Origin of the sequence: Pseudomonas profundi, from assembly GCF_008638305.1 — a bacterium.
Classification (GTDB): Bacteria; Pseudomonadota; Gammaproteobacteria; order Pseudomonadales; family Pseudomonadaceae; genus Halopseudomonas; species Halopseudomonas profundi.
Genome location: NZ_VTPZ01000014.1, coordinates 25,552 through 44,272, shown reverse-complemented (window position 1 = coordinate 44,272; position 18,721 = coordinate 25,552). Strand labels below are relative to the sequence as shown.

Sequence of the window (18,721 nt, the reverse complement as noted above, 5' to 3'; positions counted from 1 at the left end):
CACCAAATTTGCTCCATCAGAAGGACCTGTTGGTCTGTGGCTCGCAGGATCTGGTGGGTAACGCGCCACCGCAGTTGGAAAGGAAATTGCACTTACGATGTGTGCAACTAGCTGAGTAGAAGCGGTCAGGAGGCTTGCTCCGGGACATTGCTCGTCGATTGGAAAACAGGAGTGATTCATGTCTTACCTGATCAAGAATGCCGAGGCGTGCTTTAACCATGGAAATGCCACCGGCGGTACTGCCACGGCGGGCGACATCCGCATCCGCGACGGCCGAATAACCGAGATGGGCATTGGGCTGTTGCCTGGCGCAGAACCTGAACAGATTATCGACGCCAGTGGCTGTGTGGTGTGGCCTGGGTTGGTCAATACGCACCACCATTTGGCGCAGTCCATCATGAAGGGCGTGCCAGCCGGCCTGAACCAGAACCTCGGCGACTGGCTCGGCTCCGTACCCTATCGCTTCTGGCCCAAGGTCACGCCGCAACTGATGTATCACGCTGCACGGTTGGGGCTGTACGAGCTGCTGCGCTCGGGCGCGACCACCTGCGCCGATCACCATTACCTGTACCACTCAACCACTACACCCGAACTCGAGGACGCTGTTTGGCAAGCGGCTGAAGAACTGGGCATCCGTCTGGTGTTATGTCGCGGCAGTGCGACGGAGGCGGGCACGCACCAGGGCATGCTTGAGCATGGCATCGAGCCGGAATCACTCGACCAGGTTCTGAACCGCCTTGAGCATACCCGGAGCCGTTATCACCAACCCGGACCGGACGCCATGCGCAAGCTGGTGGTGGCGCCTACCAGCCTGATCCATTCGAGTTCGGTGGATGGCCTCAAAGCGCAGGCTGCCTATGCTCGCGAGTTCGGTCTGGGCATGCACTCGCATCTGCTGGAGGTAGGTTTTGACGAGCAGCAGGCACGCCAGAAATACGGTAAGAGCGCCATTGATCATGCGGAGGACTGTGGCTGGCTGGGACAGGATGTCTGGTACGCGCATCTGGTGCATTGCGATGCGCACGCCATTTCACGCTTGGCCGCAACGGGCACTGCCATATCGCATTGCCCGACCTCCAATTGCCGGCTGGGCAGCGGTGTCGCGCCAGTGCACGCAATGCAGGCTGCCGGGGTAAAGATCACACTGGGCGTGGATGGATCGGCCTCGGCGGAGTCGGGCTCAATGCTTCAGGAGCTGAATCTTGCATGGCTGATCCACCGCGCCTTGCACGGTCCGGAAGCAACATCACTGGAAGACGTTCTGAAATGGGGCAGCCGTAACGGGGCCGAGCTATTGGGTTTGCATAGCGTTGGTGAGATTGCCGTCGGAATGGACGCCGATCTGGTGCTCTACGACATCAATCGGCCGCGCTTCGCCAGCGTGCATTACCCATTGATGGCACCCCTGATGTGCGGCGAGCCGGCATCGGTAAAGCATAGCTTCGTCAAAGGGCGGGCAGTGGTAGCGGGGGGCGAGGTGCTCGGGCTGGATGAGAAAGAACTCACTGCCCGCGTAAAAGAATCCGTGGCTCAGCTGCTGGCATCCTGATAACCAGAAAGACCCCGGCGCAAGCGCCGGGGTCTTGGGGATACAACAGCGTTACTGCGGGATAGTGGCGTCAATGCCTTCGACGTACCAGTTCATCTCAGCCAGTTCCTGTTGGCTCAGATGCTCGCCTTCCTTCACCTTCAGCTCGCCAGCCTGGTTATTCAGAGGGCCGCTGAAAGGGTGGAATTCGCCGCTACCGATCGACTTGACGAGGTCATCCACCTGGGTGCGCTGCGCTTCGGTCAAGCGGTCGCTGATCGCTGCGATCTTGATCACGTCGTCCGAGATGCCGCCCCAGTAATCTTCTGATTTCCAAGTATCATCCATAACGGCCTGGACCTGTTTGATGTAGTAAGGGCCCCAATCGTTTACCACTGACAGCAGGTGCGCCTCGGGTGCGAAGTGACTCATGTCAGAGGCCTGACCCACGCCCCACTTGCCACGTTTCTTCGCCGCGAGCAGCGGCGCAGGGCTGTCGGTATGCTGAACGATCACGTCGACACCCTGATCCATCAGTGTATTAGCCGCATCCGCTTCCTTGGCCGGATCGAACCAGGTATTTACCCACACCACCTTCATCTCAACGTCAGGATTGACCGCCTTCGCGCCGAGGTAGGTGGCGTTGATGTCGCGGATAACTTCAGGAATAGGGAAGGACGCGATATAGCCGATGGTATCCGACTCGGTTACCAGACCCGCCGCAGTGCCCGTGACATAGCGGCCCTCGTAGGTGACAGACAGGTAGGTGCCAAGGTTGTCGGCCTGTTTGTAGCCGGTGGCATGCATGAAGGTCTTGTCCGGATAGTCCGCCGCCACGCGCGCGGTGGGGTTCATGAATCCGAAAGACGTAGTGAAGATCAGGTCGTTGCCGGCCTGGGCCAGGCGACGGATCGTACGCTCTGCATCCGCACCTTCGTTCACATTTTCTACGTAAGTGGTCTGAACCGCCTCGCCGAAATGTTCTTCAACCGCGAGCCGACCCTGATCATGCTGATAACTCCATCCGTGATCACCGATGGGGCCGACATATACGAAGCCAATTTTCAGTGGATCATCCGCCAGCACCTGGGTCGAAAAAGCCAACGCAGCCGCTAAGGCCAGTTTCTGCTTCAAGCTCATCGCACATCTCCTGATATCTGTTTTGGTCATGCCATTCGCTTTCGGCGATTCGCACTCGCATAAGCTCAAGCAAAAAGCTGGCCAATTGATCAGGAAAGTTGTTTGGGGGAGGACCAAGGAAAAGATAATCAGAAACGAGAGCTGGCTCTCAGGTAATGCATTCTTTGACTATAGTCTCTGATGTGAGCCAGAAGGCTCATTAGATCAACAATAATAAAACGGAACTATTGCCATGAAACCATTCTTAGCTACGAGGCTGTCGGTGCGGCAGCTGCTCATTTTCCCCTTATGTCTCGCTGGTGCTGTCGGACTTTCGGGCTGTCTCGACAGCTCCAGCAGTTCAAGCAGGGCTCCTGACCCGGTTCTGCCGCCTGACAGTCCGACGATCCCAGAGCTCCCCGCCGAGGTATTGCGGCCGCTCGTTTTCGTGCACGGAACCGCGGGGTCGGCGTCCCAGTATCAGACGCAGGCCATGCGATTTGATAGCAATGGCTATTCTGCGGATTACGTGTCGGCTTTCGAATACAGCACCAATGGACTGCCCATCATTCTCGCGGCGCGAGACGGCGCGTTGAGCGAAGCGCTTGATGCGCATATTGAGCGTGTATTGGCCGAGCATAGTGCCGACAAGGTCAATATCGCTTGTCATTCCCTCGGTACAGCCGTCTGTGGCCATTACCTCAATGATCAGCAGCGTGCCGCCAAGGTTAATGCCTATGTCGCTCTGGATGGCGCAGGCGGCACGGGCCCGGATACTACCTGCCCGGGCGAAGAGGGCTGGCGCGCGCCCTGCCTGGGCATCTTCGTCGATCCCGAGCGCACGATCGGACCCAATAACGTACACCTTCCGGACGAGACCCACGTCCAGGCGGCGACATCCGCCGCATCCTTTGCCGCGCAGTTCGAGTTCTTCACCGGGCAGGAGCCGACCACGACGGACATCGTGGTAGAGGAGGGCGAAGTCGCCATCTCGGGCAGAGCGGTGTACTTCCCGGCGAACGAGGGCGCAAATGGCAGCACGCTTCGAGTCTGGGAAATCGATTCCGATAGCGGAGAGAGGCTGGCCAACGAGCCGCTTGATAGCTTCGCTATCGATGCGACAGGGGAGTGGGGGCCGGTGGATCTTGTGACCGGCGCACATTACGAATTCGAATTGCAGCGGCCGGATCGCGCCACGCATCACTTCTATCGGCAGCCATTCCTGCGCGCATCGGAACTGGTGCGGTTCAATACCTCTGCTGCCGGGTCGGAGATCGAGGCCAACACCAATTCAGGTCCCGAACATGCGGCGCTGGTCATCTCACGTGATCTGGAGTGGTATGTGGACAATGGTGAGCAGACAGACATTCTGGAGATCTCGACCGTCAGCCCGCTGCAGGGCGACCAACCCGTATTCAATTTGATAACCCCGGAGATGGGCAACGGTAACATCGGCATCCATGTGCATGACGACGTCGCGACGCCGCGGGAGACCACCGGTGCACTGCTGGCCTATTTCCACGCGCAGATCTTCCAGACCGGTGCGGATGTGTTCATGCCTGGCGATCCGGACCCGGATGGTTACATCAGCATCGTCAGCAGCCCGCGCGGCGATACCGAGCGCAAACAGCAGCTCAACGTACCCAACTGGGCCTCGTCCGAACATCGGATTTCATTGACCTTCAATGATTTCGTGCAGGATTGAGCATTAAAGTGTTGCACCTGCCGCCCCGCCTTTGTGCGGGGCGGTTTGCATTCAGCTTAGCGCCCTGATTAGCTCGGCCTTACTGATCTGCGAACGTTGATTGAAATTCCGCTCGCGGGATCCTTGCACGACCTCGCCGCGGGCGTCGTCGCTCAGCAACGTTCTACCCGAGCTGTTGCGTTCAGTGCCTTTGTGAGAGAGCTGCCTTGTGAGATGAGCCGTAAGATGGGCCGAGGCCTTGCGGTCGGCGCTTTCGCGGTGCTGCTCTTCGACTGGTCTTAACGACTCTTGCGGCAAAGAAGGGGGACAGTTTTTTTTCAAACCGGCCGCTTTTCGCCTATAGCCACCGGTCAGTACAGGCTGCTATCGGCCAAAAGCAGCCATTGAGCGTCGACAAACTAACGGGCGATTCAAGGTCGCGTCTGAACTACTCTCTTCATAAAGAGCAACCTGGCCGATAAAGCTGAGAAGCTGAACCAAAGCTGTCGTGGAGCACCTTGTACAGTGAGGGGTGGATAGGCCGTACTGTTGTAGCAGTTCGGAGAACTGAAGACTATGAGTCCAGAATGTCATTGAAGTATCCGAGGTACATTGGCTGTTCAAAACCACCGAACTTTGGAAGCCATTCTTCATCCGTCGCCGGGTCGATCTCGAAGCGGTAGCTGGTAGTCGAGAAGATAACCTGAGCGTTATTTTTTAGAGCCACTACTTTGAGCTCTTTGATGTACGCATCCAGATCCTCTGAGTGAATCTCCTGCTGCCGAGGGGTATCAAATATCAATGTTCGGAAGGGCGAGGTTGGATTGCCGGTGCAGATTTCAAATAGCGCAGCGTGGAATGCTAGCACCGTACGAGCCTTAGAGCTTCCTTTGATGATCCCAAGCTTCTCAGAGCCAAGAATTGGCTTCAGATCACTGTCGATCTGGATCTCTCTGGAGATGTTCTTGGAGTTTAGGATGTCGAGCCAACGGGCCATTTTCTCGGCTAACGCGAGCTTGAATCGCATTACATCCGGAGATTGCTCTCTGGTTTTTCCGAGAGACTCTAGCTCGTTTTGAACCGCCTCTCGCCGATTCAGCAGTTCGAGGTGCTTACCTTCTTGGCTCTTGTATTTCTGTTGTTGACCTTTTTCGAGCTCTAACTCGAAGAGTTCGGAGGCAATTTTACTGATCGCCTCAATGAACATCTCAATCCCTGCTTCGCGCTCTGCAATCCCTCTCTTTGCGGAAAGATCAGCGATTTGTCCTTCTAGCCAAGTCATCTTGGTCTGCAGAGCTTCAGCCTGCTGTATTTTCGCGACGGTCACGGCTTCGAGGTCTTTCAGCTGATCTTTGAGATAAAGCAGGCTTTTGCCATACGAGTCAGAGCTGACGAGAAACATCCCGCACGAGGGTGTTGTGCATATTTCGCTAAAAGAAATGAATGCACGGCGAGCTTCTTCATTCAAATCGAGGGTCTCGATTTCGCTGTCGATCTCATCTCGTATTTGAGACGAACTGCGAATCCTCGACTCTAGGGTTATATGCTGTGAGGCCATCTCTCGGTGCTGGCGACGAAGATCGGTAATCAAGAAGTCGAAGCTATTTAATGTCTCGCTTTTAATGTCCTTGGTCGTCTTCAACTCATCAAGACGAGCTTTGAGTGAGGTAATATCACGCTCAATATCTGCTTCAAGTCGTGTAGCGGCTGGGAGGTCTTGTCGCAGCCTCTCCATAAGCTTACGGCTATCTGTGATAGTCTTATCCAGGTAGTCGAGCTCTTTTTTTAGATTGATCGTCTTTTTGGCCGCGTCGAATGAGCTTCTGGCAGGGAGGCCCACGGCTAGGCGAATCATTTCGGAATACTGAGCTTTAATAAAGTTATGTCGCGGCGGAACGTAATAGTCCGAATAACCGGTGTCCTGGTCTAGATAAAATAATGGCAGTATCGCCGAGAAAAACGGAATTGTAGCGGTGTTACTATTGGTAGTCAGACGCTCAGACCTTAGGTTTAAGATGCCCAGCATGAACCTGGAAAAGTCTTCATCGTTATAGAAGCGATTGATAGTTCTGCCGTCGCTGCTAACGGTGATGTCGTATTTCTCTCCTACCTTCCGCTCAAAGGAAAATAAGTTAGTGTTTATATTTACTCGCAGGACGACCTTTCCAGTATTCCGAATGATGTCTTCACGAAACTGAACGTCTAATCCGAGACAAAACATGATGGATTGGATTAGCGGTGTTTTCCCACTTCCGTTAAGGGCAAATAGCTGAGTAACAGATTTACCAAACCTCAGCTCTTGAGAGGCCCATCCACCACCTTGGCTTGCAAAGAACTGTAGTGATTCAAATTTCATCTAGTTTGGCCTCGATGTCTCGTTCCTTGCAGATATTTCTATATGATCTTTTGATGGTTAAGAGCGCCACGCAAAGGTGGCTTTCTTCGCTCATAACTTTGTCTATGAATTTCTTGCCAGGCTCTGTGGCATCGATCCGAGAGTTGTGTTTGTTAACGGCGACCATTCCAGCGTCTTCCAAGAATGTCAGCGCCTTAATTGTTCTTACTCTTAAGTTCGCAGACCAACCTAGTTCCTGCGTTGAACCCTTGAAACTGGCAATACTCTGTTCAAAACACTGCCCAACCAGCATGCCAATGTCGTTACGTTTAGGCTTTGCTTGGCTACGTGCGAGTAAAATTATGGTCAGTGCAATTAATGGGATATGAAATAAAGTCTCATTACCCAAAACGTCAGACCTGTTTCTTGGCGAGTACGAGAAATTAAGACTTTGGGACTCAGTGCTTGCTGCAGCCACAGCTTCACGGAAATTCATGAAGACTCTCCTTTCACGATTTCAGACAGTACGGCTCCAAAAACTAATTCTTCAGTTAGGTCATTGCGGTCTAATAGCATGCGAAGATTAGTTGTGAGTTTGACGACCGCGCCTGTTATTGTCTTCATGTCTATTTTTCCGACAGCCAGATTGTCTGTCAGACTTGTTATTTCATCCATCAGCTCAAGTAGTTTTAGCTCTTGGATTGTGTGCCTGTTAACTCGATACCAGGTTTCCCACTGCGACTTGAAGTTTGCAAACGAGTTAAGCGTTTCTTCTTTATAGTTGTTTCGCTTTAATACGCGCTGAAGAATCGAAACGCTTTTAATAGCGTTCGGGTCGCCGCCATTTCTGAGGAGATAATAGGCCGGGCGAGAAATGGCAAGGATGTCGAGCATGTCATCGAGGGTCACACTCGCTTTATCATTAAGCATATCCTCGGTCATGCTGTCCTTTATTTCTTCTGATGATTTGCTTTCTATTAGTGATAGAAGCTGAATGATCAGAAGCCGAACCTCTTTCGGAGTTAAATTGATTTCACTGTATTTGTAAATTTGACTATGTGCGCTTGAAACGAAGTTATCGTCCTCATCGTTCAAAATTTGCTGGCGAGGCGCTAGCTTTAGGTGGGACAGGAAGTCGAGAACTTCTTTGTCGGTCTTTGCTGCCAGACTTGGTACAAGATCTTTAGTTTCAGTTATGAGCGTTGCCGTGTGTTTGGATACAACATTGCCGGATTGTGCGTCGTTGACCAACCCTTCGACATCATCGTCGAAGTTGATGTTAGTTAAGATGACGAGAGAGTGGCAGGTGTCACCGAAGTTATCTACGTGTAACAACATCTTGCCGGCAAAGCTGTTGGGTAAATCGTGGCCGTTTTTTTTGGTTTTCTTGATGCCAAATATCTCTAGGATATTGTAAAGATGGTTCTGCTTTGTCTTTGTTTTGACCTGTACGAAGCGGTAGTAAATCTCCCCGCCGTCCACAAACTTGACCACGTAATCTTCGTGGTAGTCGCAAAAGACTCGTTCAATGGCGCAGTCTTCGAGGAGTGCTAAGCATTCTAGGCTTGCGGCTTTGAACTGGGCCTTAAATCGGTGAATGGTATCTCTACCGTTCAACTCGCGAGCCTTAACCTCATGAAGTTTCATAAATAGCGCTCAGCGTTCTTTGTCGGATTGGAGCCGGCTGTTCTGAACGGTTGAGAAGCGCTGCAGTTGCGTGCCCCCCAAACGGTTCGGCGGCACACATGGCATTTAGTGAGGGGAGGGGCGTGTTCGGATGTGATCGCGATAGCAACAAGCTGCCGGGCTTGAGTAGCGCGATGTCGTGAGCGCAGATATTCAGAATTAGCTTCCATTGCTAAGGCCCTTGGGGCTGATGTTCTTTCAGTTAGTGCATCATATGCGGCTGATTGCCATCAGTAAACGATGTTGGGCGATCTAGGTTGCCGCACACAATCTACTCACTCTGTGTGATAGATGATTATGTTGGCACTGTCCGGTGCCTTGTACTTGGCAAGAAACCGCAGCCCCCTGATCGTGCCGGTGTGCTGTTCGCCGTCTGGGATCGTATTTAAGACGAGTAGGTGTTTGTCAGAGGTCCGTTTCTGCCCCGCCCTGAAAGGCTGCTTTTGGCCGATAGCAGCCTGTACCGACGGGCAGGTAACGGCCAAAGCCGCCGCCTCGAAAGGCGGCAACTTTTCTTCAGCGATTCACATCAACCCGCACGACCTTGTTGTACTGGCGGTAATCGAATTCTCCGGTAGCCTCGCCTTCGGCATTCATTAGCGGGAAAGCGTACCGAGGCGTCATGACGACCTCATAGTCGTACTCACCCTTTGGGCGGACATCGACCTCCATGAAGCCGTAATGCTTGCCGCCGTCGACCAATTGATTTCCATTCCATTGCTCCGGGGCGTCACCGTGGGCGCTCCAATGGCTTGCCTGCGCCTCGGGTGGCAATAGGTCGTAAGGAACGTAGCTGGTGGTCGGGTAGTAGCCGGGGCCGCGTAGACCATCGCCTGCGAAACCCACATCCCAGTAGTGCACACCGTCAAGCTCGACATACTCGAGCAATTCGTCGTGCCCCGATATCACGCCGGTCACGCCGTAACGTGTAAACAACTCGTGATAGACACGCATGGGCATGCCTGACTGGTTGTCCTCGTTATTGGCGATGCCCGCCGACCCCGACATCAAACTGTGGACGCCTGTGCCAAACGCAGTGTGATGGAACTGTACAAAAATAACCTGACCCTGGGCCTGGGCGTCGGCAAGTTCTCGTACGGCCCAGTTCCACTGTTCGCTGTTGCGGTTGAAATCGGGAATACGGGCCTCCGCGCCGTTGAGCAACAAGTTGGTGTCGCGTGCCGGATCGCTGTCGTCTCCGTTTGATGAGTCTAAGGTGACGACTGTTACCGGGCCGTAGTCGACCCGGTAATAACGTTTTTGATGGCGACTGTCGCCCGCCTGGTTGCTCGGCAGCTCCCAGTAGCTGTTCCATTTGTCGTAGGACAGGGTCGCCGCAGCAGTAGTGTATCCGCCGCCCTCTGGATGCCAGTAATTCTCATGGTTGCCCAGCGCCGGGAAAATTGGGGTACTCGAAGCGATACCGCCCCACTCACCGGCGGTATGGCGCCAGAATTCGTCCCAGTCCAACTGACGGCCACCTTTCTCAACGAGGTCGCCCGCTATCAACCAGAAGTCAGGGCCGCGAGACGAAGCGTAATTGAGATTGGCGCGGAACCCGTCTGTTTGATCCACTGGGTACTGTCGGCTTTCAGTGCCTGGTTCTGTGCCAAGCTTGTCGCCGCCTGACATGACGCTACTGGCAGACCAGGCCACCGTTTTATTGGTCGACTCCGGCTCGGTCTCCATATCCGACATGGCCAGAAACCTCACATTGGCGCGAGCGCCAGGCGCTGGGGCGGTGGCCAGTGTTGCACTCAAGACATCGTTGCCTGGCTGCGATACCGAGTATGCATACTCAGTCCCTGGCTGCAGTCCTTCTACCCGAACATGGTGCCGATATGGCAGCGCAGGCGCCGCGTCTGCAGGGACATCTGCGTGCGTGGCACTGAAATTGGTCTCGCCGTGAATATAGGCCACCTCGACCTCTCCATAACCGAGGTTTTCAGCGAGTACGGGTTCTGAGATAAAAGTGCCCACGCCCTCTACCTTCAGCTCACCGGGGACCTCTGAATCGGTAAACCACACGACGCTGATGGCGGACTCAGTAGGGTGTTGCAAATACGGCTGGACGCGGAAGCGCGAGGTCTCGGTCGCAGGATTTCCTACGGAGCCATCTGCTGCGGGCGGGGCGGTGGTCGAGGATGACGACGAGCTGTCCAGACACCCAACGAGAAAAGCAGGCGCGAGCCCGGCAAGTAAAGCCAACTGAAATATCTTCATGACTGCCTTCAGCATCTGAGATGGAAGCGCAGACCATAACGGCAGTGCATGACATTGATATTGCGGTGAAGTGGCGAAGTAGAGACACGAGCGGGTTGGCCCTGGAAGTGACGGCGTTGGCGCCTGCGGTCTATGACCGCGCGTGCAACGGATGGGTATGTCTGCTTCCCGTGGGCCAGCACGTTCGCCCAGCAAAGCGCCATCGTACTCACTGTAATCAGTGGCTTAATGAGGTGGGCCTTCATGGTCTGGCATGAGATTCCGCTTGCCGAGGTCGGTTCCTGGCCGAAAGTGGACTGAGTCAGCAGACCCTAACTGCCCCAATGACAATGCACAAAATAGGGGTCAGATGATGCCCCCAATTACTCTTTTAAGCGCAAAAAAAGAGGGCGCAATGCGCCCTCTGGTTAGCCACTTATGGAGTGACCGGTTTTGTAACCTGTCTGTCCAGCATATCCTTGCCCAGCCGGCGCCAGGTCAAGAGGAAGCACAGAGCGCTGACGAAGTACAAGCAGGCCATTATGATCATGGAGGTTTGCAGACTTTGTGCGTAGACCTGTCCACAGACGTCCTGCAGGTTCTGGTTCAGTTGACCGATTACGGCGGGGTGACACTGATTTCGCGCCAGTTCGCCCGCCGCAACCCCGAGCTCGGCGACGCCGGACTTGAAAAAGATGTCGGAGATTGCGCCAATGAACAGCGGACCGAAGCCGTAGCCAAACAGGTTAACGAGAAGCAGCATCACTGCCGTGGCCATTGCGCGCACACGCATGCTTACCACGCCCTGGCCGATCGTGTACTGAGCGGCTAGATAGCCGTACTTCACAAAGCCGCCGATGACCAGGCCGATTGCAGCGTAGAGCAGATTGTCGGTGGTAAAGGCGAAAATATAAAAAGGAACCGACAATGCCAGGCCCACCGCCGGTACCCAGGCGATGGCGCCCGGGTGCTTCTTGTAAATCCTGGTCGCTAGCCAACCGGTGGCGAAGGTGCCAACGGCCGCGGACAGTGCTACCGGCGTGTTGATCCAGATCGCTGCCTGACCGGCGGTGATTTCGTAGGTGCGGACCAGAAAGAGCGACTGGAACGAGGAGATACCGTAACCGCAGAAAGCGGCAATGGTGGCGCCGGCGGTCATCAGCCAGAAAGCAGGCTTGCCCATCAGCTCGTGGATAGCCTCGCCCAGGCTGGCTCGTTCTTTTTGCGCGGCTTGCTGCGGATCGGTGTAGCCGCGCGGCGGCTCCTTGACCGTCAATTTGAAAACAAGGGCGACCAGCAAGCCCGGCAAACCGACGACGAAAAAGGCGGTGCGCCAGTCGAACATGTCGGTAACCCAACCGCCAATTATGTTGGCGAACATGGTGCCGAGTGTTACGCCCATGGCGTAGAAGCCCAGCGCCTGGGATCGTTCACGCGGAATGAAATAATCCGCGATCAGGGAGTTGGCCGGTGGCGTACAGCCTGCCTCGCCGATACCCACACCGACGCGGCACATCAGCAGAATCCAGAACGCGCCGATGGTCACCGAGCCAATGGTGACTTCCGTCGCCAGGCCGCAGAGCGCCGTCATCACCGACCACAGGGCTACGCAGACGGTCATTATCCATACGCGATGGGCGACATCAGCAAAGCGCGCTAGCGGGATGCCCACGGCTGTGTAGAGCAGGGCGAAGCCGAAGCCAGTGAGAAGCCCGAACTGAGTGTCGGAAATCCCGAGGTCCGGCACCAGATCGGGACCGACGACCGCAAGCAGCGCGCGGTCGACGAAATTCAAGATGTAGATCAGTGTCAGCGCGAATAGCACATAATTGCGGTACGCCTTGGAGCCGTAGCCAACCAAATGGCCTTGCGTCCCCCCATCTTTGGCAGTGATGGCACTCATGGACAACCCCTTCTAAGTACGTTGTTAAAGATATACGCGGACTGTAATCGCACCTTGTGATCACTTGCTCCAGGCGGTGCCTGGCTGGCCTTGAGAACAGGCGAGAGTCCTTTGCGGCAAGTCGAGCCCGGCCGGTATAGTGACATCGTGGGTACGGCGCCGCACAGAATCTTTGGATCTGTCGCGAGCCATATTCAGGGGATGAATACCAGAACTCGGGGAATCATGAGCATCACCTCGACGCGTGACACAACGGCGCAGCAGCTGAGCGGCCTGGCGCGCGAGCCAAACAGCAATCATGGATACCTGACAGCAATCCATGAGCAAATGGCAACGTATCATTAATGCGGCAATGCGGCGCGTTGCTGAAACTCAGCCAAGGAGCATACGCTGACGATTCAGACGTCCGCTTATTGGCCGATCGCCGCCTGTCGCTGATGATAGGCAAACTAAAGCCTCATGGGGATTTTCGTGTCCCCTCACCCGTTAGTTTCCGGATGCCTTCGTTTCCCCCAGAATTCTTACTGCATCCCTGGCAGGAGGAAGGCCAAATACCCTCGCATAATCCCGGCTGAATTGCGTCGGGCTTTCATAGCCCACTTCGAAAGCTGCGGCCGTGACACTTTTTCCGCTGCTTACCATGAGCATCCGAGCCTGGAGTAAACGCACCCTTTTCTGATACTGCAGCGGGCTCAGGGTAGTCACTGCTTTGAAGTGACGGTGAAAGGCCGAGACGCTCATTGCGGCTTTCTGCGCCAGGCTTTCAACCCTGATGGGTTCGGCAAACTCCTGGCGAATCCACTGGATGGCGAGATTTACCCGGGCCATGGCGGTATCCGGGGCCGCGATTTCCCGCAGCATCCATCCAAGGGGGCCTTGCAGTACGCGGAACAAAATTTCGCGCTCATACGCGGGAGCGAGCGCTGCGATGGCTTCAGGGTCATCCATCAGCCGCAACATACGCACCCAGGCATCCATCAGCTCGGGCGTAACGGCGGCTACCGAGAAACCAGGGTCGCTTTCGTTGCGTCCGGCAGGTTTGGGCAAGTCTGCGAGCAGCGTGGATAACACGGCGGGATCGAGCGTCAGGCTGACCGCCAAGTAGGGATCGCCTGATGCAGAAGAGTGCACCGTACCGACCGCCGGCAAATCGACGGACATGACGAAATAGGTCGCCGGGTCATATCGCAGCGTGCTGTCGCCCACTGTCATGGTTTTGCTGCCTTGCAGGATCAGGTTGATCATCGGGTCATAGACCGCTGCCAGCATGTGCTCAGGAACCTTTCCCTGAACCATGGCGACGCGCGGAATTCCCGTCTCTGTGCGGCGGTTCTCGGCCTTGGCAGCTAGAACGCGAAGTTCATTCAGCTGGTTATTCATATTGGCCATGCTGAATGGAGGGCAGGTGCAGTGCAAGTAAAAAGCAGAAACAGGCAGGTTTCGAGTAGGAACGGCTGCGCTCGCGATGACGATGCCCCTTAGTCTGGAACGCGTGGATCAACGCTCAGACCATTGAGGTCGCGGGCGGTTACATCATCTGAACAATCGAGGACTTTGCCGTGCTGGATCACATATTTTTGTCTGTGAGTGACATTGAGCGCTCCATCCAATTCTACGAGGGGGCCTTGATGCCCCTTGGTATCACCGCGCGCCTGGACTTCGATGGCAAAGATGGCCCGCCTGGGCATCCGGACCTGAAGGGCTTTGGTGCCCATGGCCGGATGTTCTTCTGGTTGCGCAAGGGTGAAGTTGAAGGGCGAGCTGTGCACGTTGGCTTTGTGGCAAACAGCAAAGCCGAAGTTGAGGCCGCCTATGCGGCTGCATTGGCCCATGGGGCGGTCGACAACGGCGCACCGGGGGCGCGTCTGCACTACGACCCGAATTACTATGCCGCCAATGTCCTGGACCCGGATGGCTACAGCCTGGAATTTGTTTACAAGAACTGGCAGCACGCCCAATGAAAATTTAATGATCTATGGCACGACGGGCTACCCAGGACGCATGGCGGCCGCATATATAGCCGCAGGCTTGACACCTTCAATCGCCGAGAAATTGTTAGCGGTGTCGTTTATTGCTCGAGCTCAGAGGAAATCACTTTCCCGGCGGTCTGCGCCACGTCTACCAGGCGTTCGCAAGACATGCCACTGCACGCCGCCGCCGACAGCCCGCGCAGGGTAACCAGCAGATAGTCTGCCAGAGCCTGCGCGGCATCCGGACGGACCTGATCAAGGTAACGGCGGATCGCCTGGATGCCGGCGTCACCCAGCTTCTCAGCCATGTTTCGGGCGATCGGATCGTCCGCGCGCAGGCCCTCGGTGATCAGACAGCCCCGCAACGCGCTATCGCGTCCGTACTGCTTGGCAGCAGTAACCAGTAGCGAGGTCAGCGCTTCTGCCGGCGGTCGATCCGGTGCGAGCAATATGTCCACAGGCAGCGCGTTCTCATCGGCGTAGCGATGCATCGCCCGCTCAAACAGCTCGGCCTTGCTGCCATAGGCAGCATAGAAGCTCGGCGGCTTGATATTCATGGCCTCGGTCAGGTCGGACAGGCTGACCGCGTCGAAACCACGTTGATGAAACAGCGCCTGTGCAATGGCTATTCCTTGCTCGCGGTCGAAGGCGGGGCGGCGCTGACGGGTTTTTTCGTTCATGGCGGTCTCCTGAACAGGATACGAAAACTGGAACGATCACTACATCCAGGATCAATTGCGACTCACTCGAGGCAATCTATTGTAGTGGTCACTAAATAGATTGCAAGCGGCTCTGGCTGTATGTAGTGTTCACTACATACTTACTCAGACAGGTATTTCTCATGCTATTCAAAAACAAGGTTGTTCTGGTTACCGGCGGCTCTTCGGGCCTCGGCTTTGCAATTGCCGAAGCGTTCGCCAGCCAAGGCGCCGCTCTGATCATTACCGGGCGCCGCCAGGCTCAGCTCGACGAAGCGGTGAGCAGCCTGGGCAAAAACGCCTCCGCCGTATGCGCAGACATCTCGAACGCTGCCGACCTTGCCGGGCTGTTCAGGCACATAAGCGCGGTTCATGGCCATATCGATGTGCTGATCGCCAACGCCGGGATGGGTGAGCTCGAGCCCTTGGGAGCGATCACCGAAGCAGGTTTTGATCGGGTCTTTGCGACGAACGTCAAGGGCACCACTTTTACCGTGCAAGGCGCGCTGCCGTTGATGGGCGAAGGGAGTAGCGTGGTCGTCATCGGCTCGACCGCCTCGATCAACCCCGGTCCAGGTATGAGTGTCTACGGAGCCACCAAGGCGGCGCTGAGAGCACTGGTGCGCAGTTGGATTCTGGATATCAAGGGCTCTGGTGTGCGCATCAACCTGCTTAGCCCCGGACCGGTGGAAACTCAGTCCCTGCGCGACATGCTCGCCGACAACGCGCAGCAGGTAATCGATATCCTTACGGAAAAGAGCACAATCGGCCGTATCGGTCAGGCACACGAGATCGGCCAGGCCGCGCTCTTCCTGGCGAGCGATGCGTCGAGCTATGTCAACGGCGCCGAGCTGTTCGCCGACGGTGGCGCTTCCCAGGTCTGAACGGTACCGAGCGACTGCCAGGTGGGCGTGTCGAGCTGGCTTCTGACACGACCACTCCGTGCAGTTGGCAACACCGCAAGCTGTGAATTGCGAGCCATGCGAACCCGCCGAGCGATCGGCATTTCAGGAGTTAACTGATGAGCAATTTTGCTGGATCGGCAATCGATCATGTGGGCATTGGTGTTTCGGACATGTCGCATGCGCGCCTCTTCTACGAGCTGGCGCTCAAGCCGCTAGGGATCACCTTGATGGTCAGCATTGAGGCCGAACCTCCGCGGTCGACGCCTCAGCGCCTGGGATTCGGTTCAGCGGGAAAGCCATTCCTTTGGCTGCATGAGGCTGCCGTCCCCAGCCACGGGGCGCACATAGCGCTGATGGCGCAGAGCCATGAGGCCGTCCATGCGTTCCATGCGGCTGCCTTGGCCGCTGGCGGACAGGACAACGGGGCGCCGGGCATCAGGCCGCGCTACCACTCCGCTTACTACGCCGCCTATGTGCTTGCCCCTGACGGAGTGAATCTGGAGGCCGTTTGCCAAGTGACGGCCTGAGCGAGCGCCAGGCTTTGCATGCCGTCGAGTTCAGAAAGCTCAACGAGCAAGAGCCTGAGGCCCTGGTGGGCGAAGGTGTCAACCTGCTGATCAATGCATGTACCGCCACTACTCTGGAGCAAACTGCTGCCGAGCTGTGTGGCCGGTTCCCGGCAATCAAAGTGGTGACGGTCGCCGGTGACGTTGCTGAGCCTGCGACACGCCGAGCTTTGCTTAGCGCCTGCCCGCAAGTCGACATTCTGGTGAACAATGCAGGGGGCCCGCCGCCTGGAGATTTCAGTGACTGGGGCCGGGACGACTGGCTCAAGGCGCTGGATGCCAACATGCTCACGCCCATCGGCGTGCGCCTGCGGTAGTGCTTCGAACGCAAAGTCCAGGCGCTCCGGCATCAGTGGTCGGCCATCAGGGACCATCTGCAGCAACCGCTCCCCTTCGATCTTCAACGTCTGGGGATCGAGCAGTCGGCCATGGGCATGGATACTGCTGAGTACCACTTGATGCGGTGAGATTGCTGTGCTGAAGGCAGCCAGCGGTGCGGTCTCTTGGCGGTCCTGGATGCATAATTCCCGCGTTTAGCCTCGACTTAACTCTGTATGCTGCGCCAAGGTTCACTTACCAACGCACCCGAGAGGGCTGTTTGGTGAAGTTGGCAGGATTCGTGCTTGCCTTGTTTGATATGCCGTTGCAGGCGGTATCCTCAAACAAAGGAGCAGTTGTACATGAAACCTGATGAGAGTAAGCCCACCGGAATCCAGCCGGTCTGTCCAATCTATGGTCTGGAAGACAAACCGGGTCACTTCGAATCCACTCTGGCGGCTATTCAGCATCTACTGGCCGGTTTCGTAAATATCATCGCTCCGTCGCTGGTTATAGGGGTGACGCTTGGATTGGAAGACTATATCCCGATGCTCATTAGCGCTTCGCTATTTGTGTCGGGTATCGCTACATGGATTCAGTCGCAGAAGGTCGGTCCCCTGGGCTCTGGTTTGCTAAGTGTTCAAGGCACCAGCTTCGCGTTTGTGGCTGCCCTCATCACTGCGGGTATGATCGCTCGTGAAGGGGGTGCCAACGATCAGCAGGTTCTCGCGACGCTTATCACCGCTGGCGCTGTGGGCAGTTTTGTAGAAATTGCGATTGCCGGGTTTCTACCGAAGCTGCGCCGAGTGATAACCCCTGTGGTAGCCGGCACCATCGTGATATTGATTGGTATGAGTCTGGTAGCGGTCGCTCTGCGAGACGTAGGCGGCGGTGCCGGGGCGGAAGACTTTGGTAGCGGTAGTAACATGGGTCTGGCTGCAATCGTGATTGCGGTTGTCATGGCTTGCCAGCTGAGTGGCCGTCCTATGCTGCGGGTTGGGTCTGTGTTCCTGGGGCTGCTGGTTGGAAGCGTAGTAGCAGTATTCATGGGCAAGTTTGCCATGCCGGATTTCTCAGGCGCGCAAGCCTTCGCCATACCAATGCCTCTGGCTTTCGGTTTCCACTTCGACTGGGTAGCTTTTATACCGGTAGGCTTCATGTTCATCATCACCTCGCTGGAGACAGTAGGAGACATCACGGGGACGTCCAGGGTATCTGGTGAGCCGGTATCGGGTCCGCTATTCAACAAGCGCGTGCGGGGCGGCGTGCTGGCTGACGGCGTGAATTCTCTTCTCGCGGCCATATTTACCACCTTTCCCAATACCACCTTCAGTCAGAACACCGGGGTGGTTCAGCTGACGGGTGTTGCCAGTCGCCATGTCGGCCGTTATATCGCGGTGATTCTGGTTGTGCTCGGGTTGATACCCGTTCTTGGTATTGCCCTGCAAGGCATTCCGAGACCGGTTCTCGGCGCCACAACCTTCATCATGTTCAGTTTGATCGCCGTGTCTGGCATTCAGATAGTGGGTAGCCAGAATCTGTCCCGTGCCCAGATCCTGGGTGTCGCCTTGTCGATCGGCGCGGGGATGGGCGTGCAGCTAGTGCCCGAGGTGCTCAATTTTCTTCCGGATCTTTGGCAGCGCATTTTCGGATCAGCTATCACCACGGGTGGTTTGCTGGCTATTCTCTTTGGTCTGCTACTGCCCCGCGCCGAGGAAAATGAAACGAATGAGAGCGAGGAAACGCTTACTGAGGTGCCTGCAAACGAGCTGGCCCGGCAAGTAAATTGAAGAGGCGTCGGGCTCGG

At 56.0% G+C, this 18,721-nt stretch carries 14 protein-coding genes and 1 pseudogene; 7 read left to right on the top strand and 8 right to left on the bottom strand.

All coding sequences use genetic code 11. The features are described 5' to 3' along the window. The first annotated feature begins 178 nt into the window (after positions 1-178). Positions 179-1,549, top strand: a complete 1,371-nt coding sequence (locus FZE95_RS16390; protein WP_150301959.1) for an amidohydrolase family protein — start codon at positions 179-181, stop codon at positions 1,547-1,549. A 51-nt stretch (positions 1,550-1,600) separates the two neighbouring features. Here FZE95_RS16390 and FZE95_RS16385 read toward each other — a convergent pair whose 3' ends face one another. Continuing rightward, a complete protein-coding gene (locus FZE95_RS16385; protein WP_150301958.1) occupies positions 1,601-2,668 on the bottom strand; it encodes a BMP family ABC transporter substrate-binding protein in 1,068 nt (355 codons plus the stop codon). A gap of 232 nt (positions 2,669-2,900) precedes the next feature. On the opposite strand from FZE95_RS16385, the gene FZE95_RS16380 reads away from it, so the two are divergent. Then, positions 2,901-4,352: an alpha/beta hydrolase gene (locus FZE95_RS16380; RefSeq protein ID WP_150301957.1), complete on the top strand. Its 1,452-nt coding sequence runs from the start codon at positions 2,901-2,903 to the stop codon at positions 4,350-4,352. A 553-nt stretch (positions 4,353-4,905) separates the two neighbouring features. Here FZE95_RS16380 and FZE95_RS19815 read toward each other — a convergent pair. The 6 genes from FZE95_RS19815 to FZE95_RS16350 form a co-directional block, all read right to left on the bottom strand. Further along, positions 4,906-6,687: a hypothetical protein gene (locus FZE95_RS19815; RefSeq protein ID WP_223825100.1), complete on the bottom strand. Its 1,782-nt coding sequence runs from the start codon at positions 6,685-6,687 to the stop codon at positions 4,906-4,908. Continuing rightward, a complete protein-coding gene (locus tag FZE95_RS16370; protein WP_150301956.1) occupies positions 6,677-7,162 on the bottom strand; it encodes a hypothetical protein in 486 nt (161 codons plus the stop codon). The genes FZE95_RS19815 and FZE95_RS16370 overlap by 11 nt, the downstream gene beginning before the upstream one ends. Further along, positions 7,159-8,313 (bottom strand): dsDNA nuclease domain-containing protein, encoded by a 1,155-nt coding sequence (locus FZE95_RS16365; RefSeq protein WP_150301955.1) that lies wholly within the window; start codon positions 8,311-8,313, stop codon positions 7,159-7,161. The genes FZE95_RS16370 and FZE95_RS16365 overlap by 4 nt, the downstream gene beginning before the upstream one ends. Before the next feature lie 555 nt (positions 8,314-8,868). Continuing rightward, on the bottom strand, positions 8,869-10,575 hold the full coding sequence (locus FZE95_RS16360) for an FN3 domain-containing metallophosphoesterase family protein (RefSeq protein ID WP_150301954.1): 1,707 nt from the start codon (positions 10,573-10,575) through the stop codon (positions 8,869-8,871). A gap of 415 nt (positions 10,576-10,990) precedes the next feature. Further along, positions 10,991-12,457 (bottom strand): spinster family MFS transporter, encoded by a 1,467-nt coding sequence (locus FZE95_RS16355; RefSeq protein ID WP_150301953.1) that lies wholly within the window; start codon positions 12,455-12,457, stop codon positions 10,991-10,993. Positions 12,458-12,943: 486 nt separating this feature from the next. Beyond that, the gene (locus FZE95_RS16350) at positions 12,944-13,837 is read right to left on the bottom strand and encodes an AraC family transcriptional regulator (RefSeq protein ID WP_150301952.1); all 894 of its coding nucleotides are present in this window, start codon (positions 13,835-13,837) and stop codon (positions 12,944-12,946) included. Positions 13,838-14,016: 179 nt separating this feature from the next. Between FZE95_RS16350 and FZE95_RS16345 the strand changes: the two genes are divergently transcribed. Further along, positions 14,017-14,418, top strand: a complete 402-nt coding sequence (locus FZE95_RS16345) for a VOC family protein (RefSeq protein WP_150301951.1) — start codon at positions 14,017-14,019, stop codon at positions 14,416-14,418. 107 nt (positions 14,419-14,525) lie between these two features. Here the strand turns inward: FZE95_RS16345 and FZE95_RS16340 are convergent, their stop codons facing one another. Next, positions 14,526-15,107 (bottom strand): TetR/AcrR family transcriptional regulator, encoded by a 582-nt coding sequence (locus FZE95_RS16340; RefSeq protein ID WP_150301950.1) that lies wholly within the window; start codon positions 15,105-15,107, stop codon positions 14,526-14,528. Positions 15,108-15,268: 161 nt separating this feature from the next. Between FZE95_RS16340 and FZE95_RS16335 the strand changes: the two genes are divergently transcribed. The 4 genes and pseudogenes from FZE95_RS16335 to FZE95_RS16320 all read left to right on the top strand — a co-directional run bounded on the left by FZE95_RS16335 (position 15,269) and on the right by FZE95_RS16320 (position 18,704). Beyond that, positions 15,269-16,009: an SDR family NAD(P)-dependent oxidoreductase gene (locus FZE95_RS16335; RefSeq protein ID WP_150301949.1), complete on the top strand. Its 741-nt coding sequence runs from the start codon at positions 15,269-15,271 to the stop codon at positions 16,007-16,009. A 137-nt stretch (positions 16,010-16,146) separates the two neighbouring features. Next, positions 16,147-16,557 carry a VOC family protein gene (locus FZE95_RS16330; protein ID WP_150301948.1) on the top strand — a complete coding sequence of 137 codons (411 nt, stop codon included), beginning with the start codon at positions 16,147-16,149 and terminating at the stop codon, positions 16,555-16,557. Next, positions 16,554-16,895 (top strand): annotated as a pseudogene (locus FZE95_RS16325) (SDR family NAD(P)-dependent oxidoreductase); the annotation flags it as partial. The gene FZE95_RS16330 and the pseudogene FZE95_RS16325, both read left to right, overlap by 4 nt. A 381-nt stretch (positions 16,896-17,276) precedes the next feature. Continuing rightward, positions 17,277-18,704 carry a uracil-xanthine permease family protein gene (locus FZE95_RS16320; protein WP_150301947.1) on the top strand — a complete coding sequence of 476 codons (1,428 nt, stop codon included), beginning with the start codon at positions 17,277-17,279 and terminating at the stop codon, positions 18,702-18,704. Positions 18,705-18,721 lie beyond the last annotated feature (17 nt).

Excerpts from the sequence above, each read along its gene's own strand:
- FZE95_RS16390 (WP_150301959.1), top strand. The coding sequence starts at position 179 with ATGTCTTACCTGATCAAGAATGCCGAGGCGTGCTTTAACCATGGAAAT.
- FZE95_RS16385 (WP_150301958.1), bottom strand. The coding sequence starts at position 2,668 with ATGAGCTTGAAGCAGAAACTGGCCTTAGCGGCTGCGTTGGCTTTTTCG.
- FZE95_RS16380 (WP_150301957.1), top strand. The coding sequence starts at position 2,901 with ATGAAACCATTCTTAGCTACGAGGCTGTCGGTGCGGCAGCTGCTCATT.
- FZE95_RS19815 (WP_223825100.1), bottom strand. The coding sequence starts at position 6,687 with ATGAAATTTGAATCACTACAGTTCTTTGCAAGCCAAGGTGGTGGATGG.
- FZE95_RS16370 (WP_150301956.1), bottom strand. The coding sequence starts at position 7,162 with ATGAATTTCCGTGAAGCTGTGGCTGCAGCAAGCACTGAGTCCCAAAGT.
- FZE95_RS16365 (WP_150301955.1), bottom strand. The coding sequence starts at position 8,313 with ATGAAACTTCATGAGGTTAAGGCTCGCGAGTTGAACGGTAGAGATACC.
- FZE95_RS16360 (WP_150301954.1), bottom strand. The coding sequence starts at position 10,575 with ATGAAGATATTTCAGTTGGCTTTACTTGCCGGGCTCGCGCCTGCTTTT.
- FZE95_RS16355 (WP_150301953.1), bottom strand. The coding sequence starts at position 12,457 with ATGAGTGCCATCACTGCCAAAGATGGGGGGACGCAAGGCCATTTGGTT.
- FZE95_RS16350 (WP_150301952.1), bottom strand. The coding sequence starts at position 13,837 with ATGAATAACCAGCTGAATGAACTTCGCGTTCTAGCTGCCAAGGCCGAG.
- FZE95_RS16340 (WP_150301950.1), bottom strand. The coding sequence starts at position 15,107 with ATGAACGAAAAAACCCGTCAGCGCCGCCCCGCCTTCGACCGCGAGCAA.
- FZE95_RS16335 (WP_150301949.1), top strand. The coding sequence starts at position 15,269 with ATGCTATTCAAAAACAAGGTTGTTCTGGTTACCGGCGGCTCTTCGGGC.
- FZE95_RS16330 (WP_150301948.1), top strand. The coding sequence starts at position 16,147 with ATGAGCAATTTTGCTGGATCGGCAATCGATCATGTGGGCATTGGTGTT.
- FZE95_RS16320 (WP_150301947.1), top strand. The coding sequence starts at position 17,277 with ATGAAACCTGATGAGAGTAAGCCCACCGGAATCCAGCCGGTCTGTCCA.